Source organism: Pantoea sp. SM3640, from assembly GCF_015654165.1.
Taxonomy (GTDB): Bacteria; Pseudomonadota; Gammaproteobacteria; order Enterobacterales; family Enterobacteriaceae; genus Pantoea; species Pantoea vagans.
Map to the genome: position 1 here is coordinate 1,784,912 of NZ_CP064872.1, position 22,776 is coordinate 1,807,687.

The window sequence follows — 22,776 nt, forward strand, 5'->3', positions numbered from 1 at the left end:
GATGAAACGCATAAGTGCGGCGCTGTTACTCGCTCTGGCGATGGCGCAGCCTGCCTGGGCACTGACGCTCAATGAAGCGCGGCAAGCGGGTCTGGCAGGCGAAACGCTCTCAGGTTATCTGGCGGCACGGTCACAGGACAGTGAAACGCTGGCGCTGGTGCAGCGTATCAACGCCGGACGTAAACAGGAGTATCAGCGACTGGCAGAGCAGAATAATCTCTCCACGGCTGATATCGCCAGTATTGCCGGACAGAAGCTGGTGGGCCGAGCGGCCGCGGGGGAATATGTGCGCGGCATTAACGGTCAGTGGCTGAGAAAGGAAGCAGGCAGCGGCCAGTGACAGGCGAAAAAAAACCGGGCGCATGGCCCGGTTTCCAGCGTCATCCTGAGATGACTGAGACTTATGCGGTCACGATCTGCTTAATTGTGTCTTTTGCTTCAGCGGTCGCTTTGCTGGCCACTTCCGGACCGTACGCGATGCCTTCAGCAAACACGAACTCAACGTCAGTGATGCCGATGAAGCCCAGGAACAGCTTAACGTAAGGGGTCAGCAGGTCAGTTGGGGTATCTTTGTGAATGCCGCCACGGCTGGAGATCACCACAGCCTTTTTGCCTTTAACCAGACCTTCCGGGCCTGCTTCGGTGTAGCGGAACGTCACGCCAGCACGGGCAATCAGGTCGAAGTAGTTTTTCAGCTGGGTTGGAATGTTGAAGTTGTACATTGGCGCGGCAATCACCACTTCATCATGAGCCTGCAGTTCTGCAATCAGTTCATCGGACAGATCCAGTGCTTCCTGCTGACGGGGTGACAGCGGCGTTTCAGATGGGCGCATTGCACCGACTAACTCACCATCCAGAACCGGAATCGGGTTAGCGGCCAGATCACGTACAGTGACGTCTTTACCCTGTGCCTTTGCCTGTTCGATGTAGAAGTCAGCGAGCTGGCTTGACTGTGAGTAGCCTGCAAGGATGCTTGATTTCAGAACTAAAACTTTGCTCATGGTGGTTTCCTGTCTGTTACGCGGAAGACTTTCCGCTCAATGGTTTACACTCTACGGTTATCGATGGCGCGGTGAAAGCGCAATATTTCGAGACCCATGTTCGAATTTATTGAATAAGCGTAACCGGGGCGAGCCGCCGGAACGGTTCAGAATGTGCTATTATGCGCGCAATTATATTTATTGAATCAGCTGGTTATCCCGGCTTGCAGGGCGCTGCTTCAGGCAGCGACACCGTCTGAGTAAGGTACGTCACTATTATGTCATCTCCCGATACTTCCCCACTGGCAGCGCTCTGGCCACGGCTCGACGGTGTCATGCTGCGCGATCGCCAGCGTCTGCAGCGCCGCTTGCAGGGTGCCAGAAAAGCTAAAAATCCCGAGGCACAGCAGGGCATTGCCCGCGAGCTGGAGCAGGAATTTATTGCTGCTGAACAGCGCGTGGCCCAGCGCCGCGCGGCAACGCCAGCCATAACATTCCCGGACAATCTGCCGGTCAGTCAGAAGCAGCAGGATATTGCGGCGGCGATTCGCGACAATCAGGTGGTGATTGTTGCGGGTGAAACCGGTTCAGGTAAAACCACGCAGCTGCCGAAAATCTGTCTGGCGCTGGGACGCGGTATCACCGGGTTAATTGGTCATACACAGCCGCGTCGTCTGGCTGCGCGCACTGTGGCGAATCGCATTGCTGATGAGCTCAGTACCTCACTGGGCGGCTGTGTCGGCTATAAGGTGCGGTTTAACGACCAGGTCAGCGACCTGACGCAGATTAAACTGATGACCGACGGTATCCTGCTGGCGGAGATCCAGCAGGATCGCCTGCTGATGCAATATGACACCATCATCATTGATGAGGCGCACGAGCGCAGCCTGAATATCGATTTCCTGCTCGGTTATCTGCGTGAGCTGCTGCCGCGCCGCCCCGATCTGAAAGTGATTATTACCTCGGCGACCATTGATCCGCAGCGCTTCTCGCGGCACTTCAACAACGCGCCGGTGATTGAAGTTTCCGGCCGGACTTACCCGGTCGAAGTGCGCTACCGGCCGGTGGTTGAAGAAGCGGATGATGGCGATCGCGATCAGTTGCAGGCGATATTTGATGCGGTGGATGAGCTGGGACGCGAGAGTCGCGGCGATATTCTGATTTTCATGAGCGGTGAGCGCGAAATCCGCGACACCGCCGATGCGCTGAACAAACGCGACCTGCCGCACACCGAAGTGCTGCCGCTCTATGCGCGACTGTCGAACGCCGAACAGAACCGGGTATTTCAGTCGCACAGTGGCCGTCGCATCGTGCTGGCGACCAACGTGGCGGAAACCTCGCTGACGGTGCCCGGGATCAAATATGTCATCGATCCCGGTACGGCGCGTATCAGCCGCTACAGTTTCCGCACCAAGGTGCAGCGCCTGCCGATTGAGCCGATATCGCAGGCCTCCGCCAACCAGCGTAAAGGGCGTTGCGGCCGTGTTTCAGACGGTATCTGTATTCGTCTCTACTCGGAAGATGACTTCCTGAGCCGTCCGGCCTTTACCGATCCGGAAATCCTGCGTACCAACCTGGCGTCGGTGATCCTGCAGATGACCTCGCTGGGACTCGGCGATATCGCTGCTTTCCCGTTTGTGGAAGCACCCGATAAGCGCAACATTCAGGATGGCGTCCGCCTGCTGGAAGAGCTGGGTGCGCTGACCCTGAATGAGGAGAGCGGACACTACAAACTCACCGGCTCCGGTCGTCAGCTGGCACAGTTGCCGGTCGATCCGCGTCTGGCACGAATGGTGCTGGAAGCGCAGAAATTTGGCTGCGTGCGTGAAGTGATGATCATCACCGCCGGTCTGTCGATTCAGGACCCGCGCGAGCGCCCGGCAGAGAAAAAGCAGGCGTCCGATGAGAAGCACCGGCGCTTTGCCGACAAAGACTCCGACTTCCTCGCCTATGTGAACCTCTGGAACTACCTGGCGGAGCAGCAGAAAGCCCTGTCGGGTAACCTTTTCCGCCGCCAGTGCAAAAGCGACTTCCTGAACTATCTGCGCGTACGGGAATGGCAGGATATTTATACCCAGCTGCGGCAGGTAGTGCGTGAACTGGGCATTCCGGTTAACAGTGAACCGGCTGAGCTGCAGCCCGTTCACTGCGCGCTGCTCAGCGGTCTGCTGTCGCACATCGGTCAGAAGGACACCGACAAGCAGGAGTACACCGGCGCACGCAATACCCGCTTCTCGATTTTCCCGGGTTCCGGGCTGTTTAAGAAGCCGCCGAAGTGGGCCATGGTGGCAGAACTGGTTGAAACCAGCCGCCTGTGGGGCCGCACGGCGGGGCGGATTGAGCCAGAGTGGATTGAGCCGCTGGCGCAGCACCTGATCAAGCGCAGCTACAGTGAACCGCACTGGGAGAAATCGCAGGGCGCGGTAATGGCTGCCGAGAAGGTTACGCTCTATGGCCTGCCGATTGTGGCCGCCCGCAAGGTGAACTATGGCAGCATTGATCCCACTCTGAGCCGTGAGCTGTTTATCCGTCACGCGCTGGTGGAGGGCGACTGGCAGACGCGTCACGCCTTCTTCCGTGCTAACCAGAAGCTGCGCAGTGAAGTCGAAGATCTGGAACACAAATCCCGCCGTCGCGATATTCTGGTGGATGACGAAACGCTGTTTGCTTTTTATGACCAGCGCATTGGCAAAGAGGTGGTCTCAGCGAAGCATTTCGACAGCTGGTGGAAAAAGGCCAGCCGTGAAAATGCGGAGCTGCTGAACTTCGACAAACAAATGCTGATCAAAGAGGGCGCGGATAAGGTCAGCCAGCTTGATTACCCTAACTTCTGGCATCAGGGCAACCTTAAACTGAAGCTGAGTTACCAGTTTGAGCCGGGTGCCGATGCGGATGGCGTGACGGTACATATTCCGCTGCCGCTGCTGAATCAGATTGAAGATAGCGGTTTTGAATGGCAGATCCCCGGGGTACGCCGTGAGCTGATCATCGCGCTGATTAAGTCACTGCCCAAGCCGCTGCGCCGCAACCTGGTGCCGGCACCCAACTATGCCGAGGCGTTCCTGGGACGCGTCAACGCAATGGAGATGCCGCTTCCCGATGCGCTGTCCCGTGAGTTTCGCCGCATGACCGGCGTCACGCTGGAGCGGGAAAACTGGCAGTGGGAACAGGTGCCCGATCATCTGAAAATGACCTTCCGGGTGGTGGATGAGCACAACCGTAAACTGCTGGAAGGTAAAGATCTCAGCGCGCTCAAGGCACAGCTGAAAGGCAAGGTGCAGGAGACGCTGTCAAAAGTGGCAGATGACGGGCTGGAGCAGAGCGGTCTGCATATCTGGAGCTTTGGTGAACTGCCGCGCAGCTACGAACAGAAGCGCGGTAGCTATCAGGTCAAAGCCTGGCCTGCGCTGGTCGATGAGAAAGAGAGCGTCGCCATTCGCCTGTTTGACAGCGAGCAGGAGCAGCAGAAAATGATGTGGCGCGGTCAGCGTCGTCTGCTGCTCCTGAATGTGCCGTCACCGGTTAAATATCTGCACGAGAAGTTGCCGAACAAAGCCAAGCTCGGACTTTACTTCAACCCTTATGGCAAAGTGCTGGAGCTGATTGATGACTGCATCGCCTGTGGCATCGACAAACTGATGGGTGAAGCGGGCGGTCCGGCCTGGGATCAGACCTCGTTTGAGCAGTTGCGTGACAAAGTTCGCGGCGAACTCAATGAGACCGTCGTGACCATTGCGAAGCAGGTTGAGCAGATCCTGACGGCCGTCTTCAACATCAATAAGCGTCTCAAAGGCCGGGTCGATATGACGATGGCGTTGGCGTTGTCCGACATCAAGGCGCAATTAAGTGGTCTGGTTTATCGCGGCTTTGTCACCGGCAACGGCTGGCAGCGACTGGCGGATACGCTGCGTTACCTGAATGGCATTGAGCGGCGGCTGGAAAAACTGCCTGCCGATCCTCACAGCGATCGCGCGCGCATGTTAAAAGTGCAGGCAGTGGAACAGGCGTATCAGTCGTGGCGCAACAAATTGCCGCCGCAGCGTCAGGATGATGAAGAGGTGAAGAACATTCGCTGGATGATTGAGGAGCTGCGTATCAGCTACTTTGCTCAGCAACTGGGTACGCCCTATCCCATCTCAGAGAAGCGAATTCTGCAGACAATGGAGCAGATATCAGGGTAAAAGCCAGGATGCGCGCCGTAACAGGCGCGCATCCTATGAAGGGTAAGAAAGATTACTGCGCGAGAGATTCCAGCTTATCTTTAAATGAGGTGACCGAAATCGCGCGGTTATCAGCCAGATAGCGATCTTTGGCTGCCGGCGCAGAGCTTTGTACCGCGATTAACTGCCAGCCTTTATCACTTTTGAGCAGCAGCGGTGAACCACTGTCACCCGGCAGGGTATCACACTGATGCGACAGCACGGCGCGCTGCGCCCAGCCGGTAATCAGGCAATCACTGTGAGAGTAGAGCGTATCCAGATGATCGGCCGGATAGCCTGCCTGCGTCACTTTGCGTCCGGTCAGCTTCAGTGCCGCAGTAAGATCGCTGCGTGAACCATCGAATAATGGAATCGGCGTAATCGCGGAGGGCGGATTGCGTAAAATTACGATGCCATAATCATAGGGCGCAGCACTGCTCGGCACGATCCAGCCTTCACCATCCGCTTTTAATTTTGATGCCAGCGAGGGTTCAACCCGCGCATCAATATCATGAAGTTCGTAGCGCCAGCCTTTATCACTGGCCATAAATCGCAGCGCAACCGGCTTATCGAAATTACCCGGCGGGGAGAGCAGACAGTGTCCGGCCGTCAGCGCCAGATGCGGAGAGATGAGCGTGGCAGTACAGAGGTTGCCGCTTTCGGTTTCCAGCTGACCAATGGCATCCCAGGGGGCAGCGGTAATATCGGTGATTGCCTGGCGATGATCCTTGCCGAAGAACAGCATCTTAATTTCAGCAGGAGTGGGCGAGTCATCGTCATCATCGGCGTGAACCGTGGTGGCAAAGCTGAAGAGTCCAACCATTAACAGGGTAGCCAGGCGCATAGAAATCTCAATGGCGAGAAAAATTAACGTTATTGTTATTACGTAAGTACGGTAACTATAGTCGGTGAGCGTTGAAAAAGGGAGTTTTATTGGTTAATCAGTACGCTACAGCGGCTAAATAAAAAAACTGGCTGCAACAATGCCACACAGGATCATAACAAGCAGAATAATTTCGAAGCGATAGCGACGCACTATTTCATCCACTCTCGTCATTTCATCCACTCCAGTAAAGAAACACCCGGCAGAACCGGGTGTTTTTAATTATCAACTCGTGGCCGTGCGCTGAAGGCGACCTTAGTTTTTAGCTGCTGGTTTCACAACTTTTTTGTGGTGAACTTTTTTAGCGGCCTGCGCTTTCTGAGCAGGTTTTACCACTTTTTTGTGGTGCACTTTTTTAGCAGCCTGGGCTTTCTGAGCAGCTGGCTGAGTTACTTTTTTGTGGTGAACTTTTTTAGCAGCCTGCGCTTTCTGAGCGGCTGGTTTAGTTGCTTTTTTGTGGTGAACTTTTTTAGCGGCCTGCGCTTTCTGTGCAGCAGGTTTTACCGCTTTCTTGTGGTGCACTTTTTTAGCAGCCTGCGCTTTCTGCGCGGCATCTTTTTTCACTGCTTTTTTGTGGTGTTTCTTAGCAGCCTGGGCTTTCTGAGCTGCTTTATGGTGTTTCTTGTGCGCAGTTTTGTGAACGGTTTTAGCCGGTGCTGCAGCGGTAGTAGTAGTTGTTGCGGCTGGCGCAGCAGCTGGAGCAGCTGTGGTGTCAGCAGCGAAAGCAACAGAAGACATACCCATAGCAGCGGCGACAACCAGTGCAAATAATTTTTTCATTGCAAATCCCTCGGAGACTATTTTTTCATGTGTAGCCCACTGCGGGGCCGGTGAAGAGACTATAGAGAAATCAATGAACGGTGTCCGTGGGTGTTTGGTATCGGCGTGTAACCGATTGTACAAAGGCGGGAAAGGGCGATCAGCAGACCGCCCGGAAGCTTAGCTATTCAGGTAGCGTTGTTCAAGATGCTGGCGGAAGAAAGCCGGATTCAGGGCTTCGCCGGTGGCATTGATCAGCAGCTGGTCGGTGGAGAAACGGCTGCCGTGCTGCCAGATGTTCTGTTGCAGCCAGTCAAATACCGGCTGCAGTTCACCGTGCTGAATCAGCTCACTGAGCTGAGGAATGGCGTTCTGTACCGAACGGAACAGCTGTGCGGCATACATCGCGCCCAGCGTATAGGTCGGGAAGTAACCAAATGCGCCGTCGGTCCAGTGGATATCCTGCATACAGCCATCGCGGTAGTTACCGCGTGTATCCAGCCCCAGCGACTGCATCATCTTCTCATCCCATAACGCCGGGATGTCCTCAACCTCAATCTCGCCTTCAATCAGCGCCTGCTCGATTTCATAGCGCAGAATGACATGCGCCGGGTAGCTCAGCTCATCGGCGTCAACCCGGATCAGGCCTGGTTTCACCTGCTGAGTCAGGCGCACGAAATTATCCGCCTGCAGGGCGGGCTGATCGCCAAAGGTCGCGATCACCTGCGGCAGAATGCGCTGCAGGAATTCGCGGCTGCGACCCAGCTGCATCTCCATAAACAGGCTTTGTGATTCATGAATAGCCGTGGAGCGCGCCAGCGCCACCGGCTGACCGCGCCACTGCTGCGGCAGATTCTGCTCATAGCGGGCATGACCGGTTTCGTGAATCACGCCCATCATGGCGCTGAGAAACTCATTCTCGTTGTAACGGGTGGTGATGCGTACATCTTCCGGGACGCCGCCACAGAAGGGATGCGCACTGATGTCGAGGCGGCCATGGTTAAAGTCGAACCCCAGCGTCTCCATAATGCTCAGACCGAGCTGACGCTGCGCTGGAACGGCGAACGGCCCCTGCGGCGTGATAAATGGCTGCTGTGCCTGTTTTTCCACAACCTGCTGCAGCAAAGCGGGCAGCCAGGTTTTCAGCTCGCCAAAGGTTTCATCCAGTCGGGCGCGTGTCATACCCGGCTCATAGAGATCCAGCAGCGCATCGTAACGCGAACAGCCACTGGCGTCAGCGCGACGCTGTGCCTCTTCGCGGCTCAGCCGTACGACTTCTTTGAGGTTGGCGGCAAAGCCCTGCCAGTCGTTAGCGGGACGCTGAGTGCGCCACGCATGTTCACATACTGAACCGGCGATCGATTTGGCTTCCACAAAATCATCAGGAAGCAGGGTGGCCTGCTGATAGGCGCGCTGCATCTCGTTGAGATTGGCCCGCTCGACATCGTTCAGGGACTGCTGCTCAGCAGCCTTTAGCCACTCGCCGACCTGCGGGGCGGTCAGGATCTGGTGCTGCAACACGCTCATTTCGGCCAGTGCTTCACCACGCGCCTGACTGCCGCCTGGCGGCATGGTGGTTTGCATGTCACAGCCAGCGATAGCCGTGACGTGACTGAAACGGGAAAGGCGCTGGAAGGTTTTGGTCAGTTGTTGATACGCTGAGGTCACGTAAGACTCCTTGTGGATTTTAACGCAGCGGAATTTCCCGCAAGGTTAGATCAACCGGCCAGCAAAAGCGAACGCTGGCACCGCCCAGCGGGCTGGACTCAATGGTTACGTTGCCGCTCAGCGCCTGGGCAATGGAGTGAACAATGGCCAGGCCCAGTCCGCAGCCGCCTGTGGCGCGATCGCGGCTGGGATCAAGCCGGACAAAGGGTTCGAAAACCCGTTCACGTTCGTCGGGCGGAATGCCCGGACCGTCATCTTCCACCTGCAGACACCCGACCGGACCGTCGAACCATAAACTGACGCGCAGCCGCTGCTGCGCATAGCGCAGCGCGTTGTTCACCAGGTTATCCAGCACCCGCTCCATGAGTCGGGTGTCAGAAACACCGATGTTTTCACGCTGCGGCAGGTCAAGGTCAAGTCGTATGTCCGGATTGATGGTGCGGAAATCGTCCAGCCGCTCACTCAGCCAGCTGGCCAGATCCAGCGATTTCAGATTCAGATCGACGCGCGGCCGATCAAGACGTGCATAGGTCAGCAGCTCCTCAATCAGGCTTTCAAGCTGGCCGATGTCGCGGTTCAGCGCCACCCGTTCACCATCCGTCAGGTTATCGCTCATCTCCAGCCGGTAGCGCAGGCGCACCAGTGGCGTTCGCAGCTCATGGGCAATACCGTCAATCAGCTGCTTCTTACTGGCGACCAGCGTGTTGATGTTCTCGGCCATCTGATTAAAGGCGATGCCCAGCCGGAACAGGCTGGAGGTGCTGTCGAAATGGGTGCGCACATCCAGCTCGCCCCGGCCAAAGCGCTGTGCCGCTTTTTCCAGGCGCTGCATCTCCTGCCAGTGCGGACGCAGCCAGATAAATACCGGCAGCGCCAGCGACATGCCAATAAACACCAGCAGAGCAATATCCAGCAGTCGCATCTGGTGCAGATAAAAGAGATAGGGAATCGGCCCCACCGATAAGACATAGTGGCTGCGCGGAATATGCTGCAGAAAGGTGTATTGATCGTCGAGCGCGACAATCTCTCCGGCGTGCAACCGGCGCATATTGCTTTCATCAAGCTGATATTTGCTCATCGGCTCAATGTGCAGGTCAAACGACAGGCCGAGATCGAGACTCTTGATGGTTTTGTTCCAGTCACGCGGCGGGATCTCACGCAGTTCGCTGCGGATCAGGTAGAGCGAGCTGGCCATAAGGTCATTCATTGACTGCCGGCCCGCGCGCTCAGCGGTGAACTTATAGACCAGACCCACCAGCAGCGCCATGACCAGAAAGCAGACAAACAGCAGCAGATAGAACTGAATAAAGAGCTTTCTCATAATTCGCGGGTATCCCAGGCCTGGGGGGCGAACAGATAGCCTTTATTGCGGATGGTTTTAATGCGGAACGGCTCGGTAGCGCTGTCGTGGAGCTTTTTACGCAGGCGGGAGATGGCCACGTCGATGCTGCGGTCCAGGCCGTCATAACTGACGCCGCGCAATGTTTTCAGCAGTGCATCCCGGTTAAGCGTCTGACCCGCATGGCTGGCGAGAACCCACAGCAGATCGAAATCCGCAGTGGAGAGGGCGATCTGCTCGTCAAACAGCGTCACCTGACGGTTCAGGGCATCAATGGTCAGCGAGCCAAAACGCAGCATACGATTCGCGGCAGGCGCAGCAGGCGCATCTTCCGGCTGCCCATGCTGAGACTGGCGCAGATGCAGGCGCAGGCGGGCCAGCAGCACAGCGGGTGGTGTGGTTTTCAGGATGTAATCCTGCGCACCCATCTCCAGAGCCAGAATATGGTTCATGTCGCTGTCCAGTGAGGTAAGCAACACGATCGGTCCCTGCCAGTTGGCCCGCAGGTCGCGACAGATGGTCATGCCATCTTTACCCGGCAACATGATATCCAGCATCACCAGGTCGGGTTGCTGTTCGGCGATAACCGCTTCAGCACGGTCGCCACGTGTTTCAACAATGACTTCAATATCGTGACGGCCAAGATAGGCCGCAATCAGTGAACCCACTTCGGGTTCATCTTCTACATAAACAATTTTGTTCATAGTTCACAGGGCAGAGTCAGGGATGGATGAAAGCATATCTTTTCCTGGTCCTGAGCTCTACGCTATCGCACGAAATATCCAGGGCTTGCTGGTATATATCCGGCAAAATGTGCAATCATTAGCGCGGCCTTATTGCGCCAGGTTTGGGATATTGATGATTACCATGAGGAGCGTTAGTGTGTCTGATAAAGAGCTGGCATCAGCCATATACCCCGACCGCATCTGCTTCAATTACAGTGACTTTCTTTCCGCTTCCTGCAAAAAGCGCTGGAGCTTCGTCGATGCTATTTATGGTGTGATGCCGATATTTGGCATGGTGACACGTAAATCGGCAAACCGTTTACAGGGCAGTGACGACCCGTTAAAAGAATTAGCATTACAAATCATTTCTACTCAGGTCAGCGACGAAATTAACATCGCGCGCCTGATTACTCTCGCAGAACAGCAGCAGATTAGTCGCTTTGATATCCAGCTCCCTTATCCACTTTCGGCGGAGCAGCTGGACGCCATCCACTACGAATATGCGAAGCCGCTGAATCTCACACAGCAGGATGACCTGCTGTGCGTATCCATTCCAGTGCAGTCACACTGAAAACCCTTTCGGGCAGGCTTTACGTCGTCAGCTCCCATACGGCGGGCAATGTCGCGGCAATCAGCAGTCCCATCGCAATCCGCTCCAGCGAGGTCAGCGCAATATCGGCGCGGCCGCCGCGTCGTGCAAACAGGAACAGCAGCAGGCCCGGCGTGTAGAGCACCACTGACATCATCAGGTGCATGGGTCCCGAGGCGTACAACAGCCAGATGCCATACACGCTGGCACCCACACCGATCGCCATCGCCAGCGGCTTATGCTGTCCGCGCACCACTTTGATCAGATATAACCCCACCAGCAGATAGGGTACCAGAATCATCTCCGAGGCGATGGTCAGCAGGTTGTTGTAGTCAGCACCGGTCAGGGCAATCAGGATTAGGCAGAGCTGAATACTGCCGTTGGTCAGCCACAGCGAGGCGGCTGGCGCGTTATGGCGGTTCTGCCGGGCAATGCTACGGGGAAAGGCACCCTGTTGCGCGGCAATCAGCGGCACTTCCGCGGCCATAATTGTCCAGCTCAGATAGGCCCCGCACACGGAGACAATCAGACCCACCGCAATCACCGCATCGCCCCAGTTACCCATCAGTCGGGTCATTAATCCGGCCATTGAAGGATTACGCATCTCAGCCAGTTCAGCACGCGGCACCACGCCCAGCGACAGCAGCGTGACCAGCAGATAGACCAGCAGCGCAGCCAGCACGGCAAATAAGGTTGCACGACCCACATCCTTTTTCTGGCGAGCACGGGCAGAGACGACCACCGCACCTTCGACCCCGATAAAGACCCATAGGGTGATCAGCATGGTCTGCTTAACCTGCTCCCAGAGCGGTTTTCCCAGCGTGACGCCGGAAAAATCGAAGCGGAAACGATCATAGTTGAACGCCATCACCGCCAGTACAATAAACAGCAGCAGCGGCACCAGTTTGCCCAGCGTCGCCATCAGATTGATGCTGGCCGCGGTCTGCACGCCGCGCAGCACCAGCCAGTGAACCAGCCACAGCAGCACAGATGCACCCAGCATCGCCTGCCAGGTGTTGCCATCACCAAAGATAATCCGGTCAGGCGTATCGGTGAAGAAGCTCAGGGCAGAGAAGACAATCACCAGATAGGAGACGTTGGCGATCACCGCGCATAGCCAGTAGCCCCAGGCGGAACAGAACCCCATCAGTTCGCCGAACCCGGCGCGGGCGTAGGTAAAGATGCCGCCGTCCAGCTCGGGCTTAAGGCGGGTCAGCAGTAGCATCGCCAGCGACAGAAAGATAATGCCGACACCGGTAATCAGCCACCCCAGCAACAGCGCCGCCGGGCCAGCCACTGCGGCCATGTTTTGCGGCAGACTGAACACGCCTGCACCCAGCATTGAGCTGAGCACCAGCGCCGTCAGCGCACCGAGACCTAATTTTTTCTCCAAAACAACCTTCCCGCTAGCATATATGGCTGGGTAAACCGGATTTCATCACTGAGTTATCGCAGCGCAGCGGCAAAATACAGAGACAATATCCGGTAAAACAGGCGGAGGATTTTACGGAGAGTGGCAGGGGATGGCAATGCGTGACTATGCAAAACAGCGCAGTAATTATGCAAACAGCAGGGCGGCGGGTACCGCCCTGAAGGGACTACTTAAACAGGTCAGCCGTAACGGTCAGGTTACCGCCACTCTGGTTCTGCCACTGGCGGGTGACGTGGTAGAACTTCGCACCTTTATCGGCTGCACGCTTCGCCACTTCTTCTGAAATCTCAGTGGGTGTACCGAAGTGTCCGGTGAAGGTAACGGTATCGAACGGCTGCATCTGCGCGGCAGTGATTGCGTTCACTTCCTGCACGGATTTACCGTTTGGCAGATTCACCGTATAGCGCTTACCGGTTGAGCTTTGGGTTTCGAAGAAACGGCCCACTTTATTGCTTGGTGTTTCAGACGAGGCTACGCCTGGAATCTCAACGTTAGCGGCTGCAGCACCACCGGTTGCCAGCGCGGCTTTACCTGCTTCTGAATCGGCAGGAATCGCATTCGGTGTCTGTACTTTGCGTTCTTTAGCATCCGCTTTATAGACATAGGCGGTGACATACTGATTGCCGCCACTGTTGGCATCGATCTGGCGAACGATAAAGAAGGAGGCCGCGCCTTTCTGCTTAGCCGCTTTTGAAATCGCGTCGTTCACATCTGGCTGGCTGGCAAAGAAGCCGCTGACCGAAACGGTATCGAACGGTTCAAGCTTATACGCTTCTGCTTTAGGCAGTTCGTTGACGCCGTTGAAACGACGATAAGTCGTGGACTGCGTGGCTGCCGGTGCATCGGCTTTATAGAGGTCAGCCGTGACGCGCCAGTTACCGCTGTTGCCGTTGCTGTCGTTGATCGCCTGGATGTAATAAGAGGCAGCGCCCATCTGATCTGCACGCTTAGAGACCGCATCGGCTGCGTCGCCAATTGCGTTGAAACGGCCGGTGATATTAATACGTTCGAATGGCTTCAGCGCGGCCGCTTTTTCTGGCGTTAACTCCTGCGCAGCGAATGCATTGGCTGCCAGCAGAGACAACAGAGTGGACGCCAGAATAGTGTTCTTCAGCTTCATAAAAATAATCCTTCGCCTTACGCAAAAATGAGTACGAAAACGTGCTGGACTCTTGATGTATAACAGATTAGCCGCTGATTATTGCATGTTATAAACAGACTGTCGCAGCGATTTTTTGTGTCAGATCGCGTTATTCAACCATGATTTTTTCATTTGTTTGTCATCAAACGCCGTTATGGCGTGTTTTCGCACGGGTTACCACTAAAAACGGTAACTGTTAGCGCTTAAACAGTTAATGCATTGTTAAATAAAGGTTTTTATTGATGATTAATTCGGCCGGGCACAGTTTTTACTGGCAGATTATCTGCCTGCAGGACTGTTTCGCAGTGGGATAACGCAGCTTATTTAGCAGAAGCCTGAATAATCATGTGAATGTCACTATCCAGCATAACCGCTCTGGATCGCTCGTCACATTTTCAGTAGGTTATAAACACTTTGAAATACATGCATTCCGACTATAAGTAGCTGAAACGCTGTTTCAGCTACGCTGTCGTCGTGCAGATTCGGGCCATCATCCTTAACCGATGAAAGGAAACACTATGTTAATTGGAATCCCCAAGGAAAGGTTGCCAAACGAGTCGCGCGTGGCTGCCACGCCAAAGACCGTGGAACAACTCATTAAGCTGGGTTTCAGCGTCACCCTTGAGCATGACGCCGGTCAGCGCGCCAGCTTTGATGATGAAAGCTACAGAGCAGCAGGCGCCACACTCAGCAGTCAGGAACAGGTCTGGCAGTCCGATATCGTTCTGAAGGTGAATGCACCGGATGAGGATGAGATTGCGCTCACCCGTGCCGGCAGCACGCTGGTCAGCTTTATCTGGCCTGCACAGAATCCCGATCTGCTTTCAAAGCTGGCTGCGCGTCAGGTCACGGTTATGGCGATGGACTCAGTGCCGCGTATTTCGCGTGCGCAGTCGCTGGATGCCCTGAGCTCCATGGCGAACATTGCCGGTTATCGCGCTATCGTCGAAGCCGCCCATGAATTTGGTCGTTTCTTTACCGGTCAGATTACTGCAGCCGGTAAAGTGCCACCGGCCAAAGTCATGGTGATTGGGGCCGGAGTGGCGGGACTGGCCGCGATTGGTGCAGCGGGCAGCCTGGGCGCGATTGTCCGGGCCTTTGATACCCGCCCTGAAGTTAAAGAGCAGGTGCAGAGTATGGGCGCCGAATTCCTTGAACTCGATTTCGAAGAGGAAGCGGGCAATGGCGATGGTTACGCCAAAGTCATGTCCGAGGCCTTTATCAAGGCAGAGATGGCGCTGTTTGCCAGTCAGGCCAGAGAAGTCGACATCATTGTCACCACGGCGCTGATCCCAGGTAAACCGGCACCGAAACTGATCACCGAAGAGATGATCGCCAGCATGAAGCCTGGCAGCGTAATTGTTGATCTGGCGGCGCAGACCGGTGGCAACTGTGCGCTGACCGTCGCCGATCAGGTGACCGTGACGCCTAACGGTGTGAAAATCATCGGTTACACCGATCTGCCCAGCCGTCTCGCGACACAATCTTCCCAGCTTTACGGCACCAACCTGGTCAATCTGCTCAAGCTGCTGTGCAAAGAGAAAAATGGCGAAATCCAGGTCGATTTCGACGATGTGGTGGTGCGGGGCGTGACTGTCGTGCGCGAGGGCGAGGTCACCTGGCCGGCACCGCCGATTCAGGTCTCTGCTGCGCCACAGGCTAAACCGGCAGCTCAGAAACCCGCAGAGAAGGCTGAAGCAAAGCCGGTGTCTCCGTGGCGCAACACCCTGCTGATCGCACTGGCTATCGTTCTGTTTGGCTGCCTGGCCAACGTAGCGCCAGCTGAGTTCCTCTCACACTTTACCGTGTTCGCGCTCTCCTGCGTGGTGGGTTACTACGTGGTCTGGAACGTCAGTCATGCGCTGCATACGCCGCTGATGTCCGTCACCAACGCCATCTCCGGCATTATCGTCATCGGTGCGGTACTGCAGATGGGCCACGGTGGCTGGGTCACCTTTATCTCCTTTATTGCCGTGCTGATTGCCAGCATCAATATCTTTGGTGGCTTTACCGTCACCCAGCGCATGCTGAAAATGTTTCGTAAGGGGTAACACATGTCTGGCGGATTAGTCACTGCAGCCTATATTGTGGCTGCAATTCTGTTCATCTGTAGCCTTGCGGGTCTCTCACGTCACGAGACCTCAAAGCGCGGGAATATTTTTGGTATCAGCGGCATGGCAATTGCGCTGGTTGCCACCATCTTTGGCCCGGACAGCGGAAACGTCGTCTGGATCCTGCTGGCGATGGTAATTGGCGGTGCTATCGGGATTCGTCTGGCAAAGAAAGTCGAAATGACAGAAATGCCGGAGCTGGTCGCGATTCTGCACAGCTTTGTCGGCCTGGCCGCCGTGCTGGTCGGCATCAACAGCTACATCGACCATGCGCCTGGCCTGCCAGCCGTGATGGAGAATATCCATCTGAGCGAAGTGTTTATCGGTATCTTTATCGGTGCTGTCACCTTCACCGGCTCGCTGGTAGCGTTTGGCAAGCTGTGCGGCAAAATCTCTTCAAAACCGCTGGCGTTACCCCATCGTCATAAGCTGAATCTGCTGGCGCTGGTCGTTTCGTTCCTGCTGTTGCTGTGGTTTGTTAACACCAGCAGCACGGGTGCTCAGGTGTTTGCACTGCTCCTGATGATGGTGATTGCGCTGGCGTTTGGCTGGCATCTGGTTGCCTCTATTGGCGGCGCGGATATGCCTGTTGTGGTCTCGATGCTGAACTCCTATTCAGGCTGGGCTGCGGCCGCAGCGGGTTTCATGCTGAGCAACGATCTGCTGATTGTAACCGGTGCGCTGGTGGGTTCGTCGGGTGCAATTCTCTCCTACATCATGTGCAAAGCGATGAACCGCTCGTTCATCAGCGTGATTGCGGGCGGGTTTGGCACGGAAGTCAGCAGCGGCGATGAAAGTCAGGAAGCGGGCGAGCATCGTGAGATCACGCCTGAAGAAACTGCAGAGATGCTCAAGGCATCCAGCTCGGTGATTATCACCCCAGGCTACGGTATGGCAGTGGCGCAGGCGCAGTATCCGGTCGCGGAAATGACTGCCCGACTGCGTGCGCTTGGCATCAACGTGCGCTTCGGCATTCATCCGGTGGCAGGGCGCTTACCAGGTCACATGAACGTGCTGCTGGCCGAGGCCAAAGTGCCTTACGACGTGGTGCTGGAGATGGACGAAATCAACGATGACTTCAGCGACACCGACACGGTGCTGGTCATTGGTGCCAACGATACGGTTAACCCGGCAGCGCAGGATGATCCCCGCAGTCCGATTGCCGGCATGCCGGTGCTGGAAGTGTGGAAAGCGCACAACGTGGTGGTGTTTAAACGCTCAATGAATACCGGCTATGCCGGGGTGCAGAACCCGCTGTTCTTCAAAGAGAATAGTCAGATGCTGTTTGGCGATGCCAAAGCCAGCGTAGAAGCCATTCTTAAAGCGCTGTAATAAAAAAGGGCGGCTAATCAGCCGCCCGCAGACAGCTAACGAACCCAAATCAGGGTGAGTCTGGCAGCAATGAACAAGCTCAATGCGAAGGGAACACGGTCAGAGGAAGAAAGCGTCCCGCGCCACGGACGGCGCGGGACGAGCGGGCCATGGATGGCGGTTTTTGCGTCTTTCTGATCTGACCGTGTTCCCTTAGCTGGCTCGGACTTACCGCTACCGGGCCGGACTTTGTCAACAATCTCTGGGCGGCTAATCAGCCGCCCTTTTTCTGTCAGAGGATAATCAATCCTCCTCATCCTCTTCATCATCCAGGTCAATCGGCGATTTGAAATCGTCAGGCTTAAGCGCCAGGAGATCGCAGCGCAGATGATCAATCACCTGTTCCGCCGTATTACCCAGGAACGCTGCCGACAGGCCGGTGCGTCCTATGGTACCTAATACCACTACACCAGCACCGAGATGCGCCGCCAGATCCGGGATGACTTCTTCCGGCAGGCCTTTAGCCACATGGGTGAACTCTTCACCAATCGAGAACTTCTGCCGCAGCGCTTTCATCGCCACCAGATGCTGACCACGAATCGCATCGTTATAGACGCTGGGATCAAAGTCCGGCAGCTCGATAGCGATGTTGATAGGGGTAATCGGGTAAGCACCGACCAGGTGAACTTCGGTCTGATTCACTTTTTCTGCCAGTTTGACCGTTTCACGAATCAGCTTCTGATTCAGGCCATCATGATGTGGCTCTTCACTGGCAAGATTGACCGCGACAATGGCTTTACCGCCTTCCGGCCACGGCTGATCTTTGACCATCCAGACCGGGCACGGGCATTTACGCAGCAGGTGCCAGTCGGTCGGCGTGAAGATGACCGATTCAAGCCGGTCATGCTGATGGGCCATCTTCAGCACCAGATCGTGCTGATGGGCAAGCACTTCCTGGATGATGGCCTCAAAAGGACGGTTGTGCCAGATCACTTTGATGTCAATTTCGACACCGGCATCCAGATAAGCGCGGGCCTGCTCACGGATCCACTCAGTGCGCTGGCTGATGACGCCCTGGCGCATTGACGCGCGCTCATCTGGCGAAAGCAGGGTGGTCATCTCATATGAGAAATCATAGATAGGCAGGAAAGCTTTAATCCTTCCGCCAATGCGTTGATTCAGATAGACCGCACGTCGCAGCGCGGGCTGATCGTCTTGCTGGGCATCAATGGCGACCAGAATATTTTGGTACTGGGACATGAGGCGTTCTCCTTAAACCAGAGCGACTGGAATAAAGATAGCCTATGTTGCACAGCGGAAGAAGGGAAAAAGTTACTGCCGGATCAACAAAATAAGATTTATTGATCCGGCTGCGGATCAGGCGGCCTGATGGCTCTGACCGGCTAACTCTTCCAGCAGGGCGTGGTTTTCAATAGTGATGTATTTGCCTTTCACCGCCAGCATGCCGGACTTCTGGAAACGACCCAGCAGGCGGCTGATCGTTTCAACCGTCAGGCCCAGGTAATTACCAATGTCACCACGCGTCATGGTGAGGCGGAATTCACGCTGTGAAAAACCGCGCTGGCCGAAACGACGGGACAGGTTCCAGATAAACGCCGCCAGGCGCTCTTCAGCATTTTTCTTCGACAGCAGCAGGATCATATCCTGATCGCCTTTGATTTCACCGCTCATCAGACGCATCATCTGCTGACGCAGGGCAGGCATTTTTCCTGACAGGTCATCCAGGGTTTCAAACGGAATTTCACAGACCATTGCCGTTTCCAGCGCCTGCGCAAAGCTGGGATGGCTGGAACCCATGATGGCATCAAAGCCGACTAAATCGCCCGCCAGATGAAAACCGGTGATTTGCTCATCACCCTGTTCGGTAATAGTGTAACTTTTGATCGTGCCGGAACGAATCGCATACAGGGATTTCAGTTCGTCGCCTGCTTTAAAAAGGGTTTGCCCTTTCTGGATCGGTTTTTTACGCTCAATGATATTGTCGAGCTGATCCAGCTCATGTTCATTTAACGTGAAGGGGATGCAGAGCTGACTTATGCTGCAATCCTGGCAGTGAATGGCACAACCGCCCGACTGAATACGACGAATGCTGCGTTTTTCAGGGATCATAATGGTTTGCTCGACGATTATTGACTGGGGTCAATTTTAACATTTTTTGTGCTGAAGGGAACTCATCCGAGCAGTTTTACACCCACAAACATTATGGATGAAGCACACATCGACAAACGCTGATGTGACGGGCTTCTCAGAATGCCGCTATCGTTGACTGTCACGAAAAGTTTCCGCTTTTATGATCTGTCGACCATAACTTCATCGGCGGCAACATGGGTTAACGCGGGGTAGTCCGGTGATTACAGCTTTTGCTACGCTAACTGTTCAGGCCTGTTTTACCGGCTCCATCAATTTTAATCAGGTGTGAGAAAACCATGAACCTTGATGATAACGATCTCTTTCGGGATGCCATGGGCGATGTCACGCCGTTAAAAGACACCACCACAACCTTATGGCTTAAGTCGCCCTCGACAAAAGCACCACGCAAACCGGCAGGAGAGACAGAGCAGGAGAATTTCCTGACACGGGGTTATCTGGAGATTGTCCCGCTTAACACACCGCTGGAGTATAAAGCCGACGGCATACAGCAGGGTATTCTGGATAAACTGCGTCGGGGTGAGTACAAACTGGATGCCAGTCTCAACCTGTTGCGGCAACCGGTGGAGACCTGCCGTCAGGCCCTGTTCAGCTTCATGATGCAGGCACAAAAGCAGGACTTACGAAATCTGCTCATTATTCATGGTAAGGGCCGTGATGATGAATCCCATGCCAATATTGTGCGCAGCTACCTGGCGCGCTGGTTACAGCAGTTTGATGACGTACAGACCTTTTGCGTGGCCCAGACCCGCCATGGCGGAGCCGGGGCGCTCTATGTGGGATTGCGGAAAAGCGATAAGGCACGCCTTGAGAACCGCGAGCGGCATGCCAAACGCAGCCGCTAGCTGTGAAACTTGCGGATGGTGGACATTAACACCTCGGCACTCAGGCTCAACTCTGCGCCAGTCCGGGTAATGATGCCCACCGGCTCGCCTGGCCCGGAGGAGTTAATCGGCAGCGCACAGACCGCGTTATGGCTAAGATCCTCTTTAATCGCGCCAGACGGCACGAACCAGATGTAGTCGTAGCGGAGTGCCAGCTGACGCGCCAGTGAAGTCGACGACGTTTCAATGCAGTGGGGTGGCAACGTACAGCCTTGTTCATCCAGCATCTGCTGCGCAATCCGGCGCGGTGCGGTGCCCTCGGGGGAAATCACCACCGGCCACTGCATCGCCCGCGACAGCGTGACATTGTCACTTAAAAGCGGGTGTTCAGGTCTTACTACCAGCTTCAATGACTCCAGAAACAGCAGTTCATAGGTCAGCCCGGTCATCATGTCGCTGTCCGCCATCCGGCCAATGCCGATGTCGAACTCGCCGCCGCGTAATCCCGCCAGTAACACATTGTTATGCAGCGTCGCCACCTGAATGGTGGTGTTAGGCTGCAGCTGATGAAAACGATCAAGGATACGGGGTAGCATACCCATTGCGGCGGTGGTTAATGCACCCAGCCGGATAATCACCGGCGCGTCACCCGGCTGCTCATTAAAGCTCTGCCCGGCATGGTTCAGTGCGTCAAGCACCCGCACAGCATGGGTCAGAAACTGTTCTCCCATCGTGGTGAGCTGAGCGCCCAGGCGGCCACGCTCAAACAGTCGCACCCCCGTCAGCTCTTCCAGCTCATTCAGGGTTTTGGACAGGGCAGGCTGACTCAGGCTTAGCGTCTCTGCCGCACGGCCCAGTGTGCCTTGCTGCGCGACCGCAACAAAGGTATGTAGATGGCGCAAGCGAATGCGCTGATTGAAAAGGATATTTTTTTCCATACCCTAAACTTAATGAGAATGACCGCCTTCAGGCAACTGATAAAAATGAATTCTGTTAACTTTGCTGCAAATTTATTTTAACAAACAGGGCAGAATGGCAACTTTATTCGTTAACTCTCTGATTAAAAAGCGCTCGTCTCAGTTTATTACTCACTCAGTGGTTCCTGAGAGTACGCTATATCAAGAGCTTAACGGCCTAAAGTTGAATAATTCTCACTATCATATAAAAATCTGACCGCTTAAGGTTAACGATGGGCTATCATAAGCGCCGTTTTTTTTACTTAATCTGATGCCAGATTGCGCTATTGCCAGGGAGTGTCCATTGACCAGCATCGGGGCGGTAGATGTCCGCCAGCTTATCAACCAGCAGAGCCTGAGCCACTGGCAAAAACGGCTCATTGCGCTCTGTTTTATTGTGGTGGCACTCGATGGCATGGACATTGCGATCATGGGATTTATTGCGCCAACGCTTAAAGCTGCATGGGGCGTAACCAATCACCAGCTCGGGGTCGTCATCAGCGCAGCATTAATCGGGCTGGCGCTGGGTGCCATGGTGGCGGGGCCGCTGGCTGACCGCTATGGCCGTCGCATGATGATTATCCTCAGCGTTTTCTTTTTTGGTGTCTGGACACTGGCAACAGCGCTGTCTCAGAACATCGAACAGATGATGCTGTTCCGCTTCCTGACCGGTCTGGGACTCGGTGCGGCAATGCCGAACGTCGGCACGCTGGTGGCGGAATATGCGCCTGAGCGGAGACGGGCTTTCATTATCACGGTCGTGTTCTGCGGATTTACCTTTGGTGCCGCCAGCGGCGGATTTGCCGCGTCCTGGCTGTTACCACGCTATAACTGGCACTCGGTGTTGCTGATGGGCGGCATTCTGCCGCTGCTGGTGTTGCCCTTTTTGATCCGTGGCCTGCCGGAGTCAGTGCGGTTTCTTATCAGTCGTGGCGCACCCGCTGCCCGCATTCACGCTATCCTCGAACGGATGATGCCGGGCAAAACCGCGCCCGATTGTGCATTTCACGCGCCTGAAGCGACATTACCCGCAGGCGGCGCGATTAGCACGGTGCTGTCGCGCCGTTATCTGTTTGGCAGCACAATGCTGTGGGGCGGCTATTTCATGGGACTGTTCATGGTCTACCTGATTGGCAGCTGGCTGCCATCTCTGGTGAATACCCTGGGCATGTCAGTTACCGAAGCGGCGATTATTACTGCCATGTATCAGGCAGGCGGAACGCTGGGCTCACTCTTTGCGGGCTGGATGATGGATCGCTTCAACGCCAACCTGGCGCTGGCCGCGATCTACGGCTGCGGCGGACTGTTTATTGTGGCACTTGGCTTTTCGCCCGCCGAAGTAGGCATGATGAGCGCGATCGCCTTTTGCAGCGGCTTCTGTTTTAACGGTGCCAATACCGGCATGAATGCCTTATCTGCCAGCTACTATCCTACTCACGCACGCGCTACGGGCTCCAGCTGGATGCATGGCGTGGGTCGCATCGGCGCAATTCTGAGCGCCTTTGTGGGTGCAGAGATGATGTCACTTGGCTGGTCTTTCAGCGTTATTTTTCTGCTGCTGGCGATACCGGCTGTGATCACCACCCTGATGCTGCTGTTAAAAAACCGCTACGGCTTTAAGCCGATCACAGATTCGTGATTTTTTCCACCGAGGCCAGCGCGTTGCATTACATTAGCAGCAACGCTCATG

The 22,776-nt window shown here is 55.3% G+C and carries 18 protein-coding genes; 7 read left to right on the forward strand and 11 right to left on the reverse strand.

Features of this window, described 5'->3' with window-relative positions; genetic code table 11:
• The first annotated feature begins 1 nt into the window (after window position 1).
• Window positions 2–340, forward strand: a complete 339-nt coding sequence (locus IV493_RS08255; RefSeq protein ID WP_013357960.1) for a YdbL family protein — start codon at window positions 2–4, stop codon at window positions 338–340.
• A 61-nt stretch (window positions 341–401) separates the two neighbouring features.
• Here IV493_RS08255 and IV493_RS08260 read toward each other — a convergent pair whose 3' ends face one another.
• On the reverse strand, window positions 402–1,001 hold the full coding sequence (locus tag IV493_RS08260) for an FMN-dependent NADH-azoreductase (protein ID WP_013357959.1): 600 nt from the start codon (window positions 999–1,001) through the stop codon (window positions 402–404).
• A gap of 257 nt (window positions 1,002–1,258) precedes the next feature.
• On the opposite strand from IV493_RS08260, the gene hrpA reads away from it, so the two are divergent.
• A complete protein-coding gene (gene hrpA / locus IV493_RS08265) occupies window positions 1,259–5,161 on the forward strand; it encodes an ATP-dependent RNA helicase HrpA (protein ID WP_195858056.1) in 3,903 nt (1,300 codons plus the stop codon).
• A 52-nt stretch (window positions 5,162–5,213) separates the two neighbouring features.
• Here the strand turns inward: hrpA and IV493_RS08270 are convergent, their stop codons facing one another.
• The 5 genes from IV493_RS08270 to rstA all read right to left on the reverse strand — a co-directional run bounded on the left by IV493_RS08270 (window position 5,214) and on the right by rstA (window position 10,532).
• Window positions 5,214–6,023 carry a serine protease gene (locus tag IV493_RS08270; RefSeq protein ID WP_008925243.1) on the reverse strand — a complete coding sequence of 270 codons (810 nt, stop codon included), beginning with the start codon at window positions 6,021–6,023 and terminating at the stop codon, window positions 5,214–5,216.
• Between the two features lie 294 nt (window positions 6,024–6,317).
• On the reverse strand, window positions 6,318–6,842 hold the full coding sequence (gene asr / locus IV493_RS08275; RefSeq protein WP_013357956.1) for an acid resistance repetitive basic protein Asr: 525 nt from the start codon (window positions 6,840–6,842) through the stop codon (window positions 6,318–6,320).
• Window positions 6,843–7,001: 159 nt separating this feature from the next.
• Window positions 7,002–8,489, reverse strand: coding sequence for a carboxypeptidase M32 (locus IV493_RS08280; RefSeq protein ID WP_095707149.1), 1,488 nt, complete (start codon window positions 8,487–8,489; stop codon window positions 7,002–7,004).
• Window positions 8,490–8,508: 19 nt separating this feature from the next.
• Window positions 8,509–9,810 (reverse strand): two-component system sensor histidine kinase RstB, encoded by a 1,302-nt coding sequence (gene rstB, locus IV493_RS08285; RefSeq protein ID WP_107319770.1) that lies wholly within the window; start codon window positions 9,808–9,810, stop codon window positions 8,509–8,511.
• Window positions 9,807–10,532, reverse strand: coding sequence for a two-component system response regulator RstA (gene rstA, locus IV493_RS08290; protein WP_013357953.1), 726 nt, complete (start codon window positions 10,530–10,532; stop codon window positions 9,807–9,809). Before rstA ends, rstB begins: the two co-directional genes overlap by 4 nt.
• 178 nt (window positions 10,533–10,710) lie before the next feature.
• On the opposite strand from rstA, the gene IV493_RS08295 reads away from it, so the two are divergent.
• Window positions 10,711–11,124 (forward strand): hypothetical protein, encoded by a 414-nt coding sequence (locus IV493_RS08295; RefSeq protein WP_033783187.1) that lies wholly within the window; start codon window positions 10,711–10,713, stop codon window positions 11,122–11,124.
• A 19-nt stretch (window positions 11,125–11,143) separates the two neighbouring features.
• Here the strand turns inward: IV493_RS08295 and IV493_RS08300 are convergent, their stop codons facing one another.
• Together IV493_RS08300 and ydgH are read right to left on the reverse strand one after the other, a co-directional pair.
• On the reverse strand, window positions 11,144–12,535 hold the full coding sequence (locus tag IV493_RS08300; RefSeq protein ID WP_013357951.1) for a basic amino acid/polyamine antiporter: 1,392 nt from the start codon (window positions 12,533–12,535) through the stop codon (window positions 11,144–11,146).
• A gap of 205 nt (window positions 12,536–12,740) precedes the next feature.
• Window positions 12,741–13,694 carry a DUF1471 family protein YdgH gene (gene ydgH / locus IV493_RS08305; RefSeq protein ID WP_095707151.1) on the reverse strand — a complete coding sequence of 318 codons (954 nt, stop codon included), beginning with the start codon at window positions 13,692–13,694 and terminating at the stop codon, window positions 12,741–12,743.
• Between the two features lie 539 nt (window positions 13,695–14,233).
• Between ydgH and pntA the strand changes: the two genes are divergently transcribed.
• Together pntA and pntB are read left to right on the forward strand one after the other, a co-directional pair.
• Entirely contained in the window at window positions 14,234–15,766 is a 1,533-nt protein-coding gene (gene pntA / locus IV493_RS08310) for a Re/Si-specific NAD(P)(+) transhydrogenase subunit alpha (protein ID WP_033783183.1), read from the forward strand.
• 3 nt (window positions 15,767–15,769) lie between these two features.
• Window positions 15,770–17,158: a Re/Si-specific NAD(P)(+) transhydrogenase subunit beta gene (gene pntB, locus IV493_RS08315; protein ID WP_033783181.1), complete on the forward strand. Its 1,389-nt coding sequence runs from the start codon at window positions 15,770–15,772 to the stop codon at window positions 17,156–17,158.
• Window positions 17,159–17,440: 282 nt separating this feature from the next.
• Here pntB and uspE read toward each other — a convergent pair whose 3' ends face one another.
• Window positions 17,441–18,397 (reverse strand): universal stress protein UspE, encoded by a 957-nt coding sequence (gene uspE / locus IV493_RS08320; RefSeq protein ID WP_013357947.1) that lies wholly within the window; start codon window positions 18,395–18,397, stop codon window positions 17,441–17,443.
• Between the two features lie 117 nt (window positions 18,398–18,514).
• Window positions 18,515–19,267 carry an FNR family transcription factor gene (locus tag IV493_RS08325; RefSeq protein WP_010244686.1) on the reverse strand — a complete coding sequence of 251 codons (753 nt, stop codon included), beginning with the start codon at window positions 19,265–19,267 and terminating at the stop codon, window positions 18,515–18,517.
• 317 nt (window positions 19,268–19,584) lie between these two features.
• Between IV493_RS08325 and smrA the strand changes: the two genes are divergently transcribed.
• The gene (gene smrA / locus IV493_RS08330) at window positions 19,585–20,151 is read left to right on the forward strand and encodes a DNA endonuclease SmrA (protein WP_195858057.1); all 567 of its coding nucleotides are present in this window, start codon (window positions 19,585–19,587) and stop codon (window positions 20,149–20,151) included.
• Here smrA and IV493_RS08335 read toward each other — a convergent pair.
• Window positions 20,148–21,068 (reverse strand): LysR substrate-binding domain-containing protein, encoded by a 921-nt coding sequence (locus IV493_RS08335; protein ID WP_003853723.1) that lies wholly within the window; start codon window positions 21,066–21,068, stop codon window positions 20,148–20,150. The two genes, smrA and IV493_RS08335, sit on opposite strands and share 4 nt — an antisense overlap.
• Before the next feature lie 322 nt (window positions 21,069–21,390).
• Here IV493_RS08335 and IV493_RS08340 point away from each other — a divergent pair, with 322 nt between their 5' ends.
• Window positions 21,391–22,725 (forward strand): aromatic acid/H+ symport family MFS transporter, encoded by a 1,335-nt coding sequence (locus tag IV493_RS08340; protein WP_195858058.1) that lies wholly within the window; start codon window positions 21,391–21,393, stop codon window positions 22,723–22,725.
• Window positions 22,726–22,776: the final 51 nt, after the last annotated feature.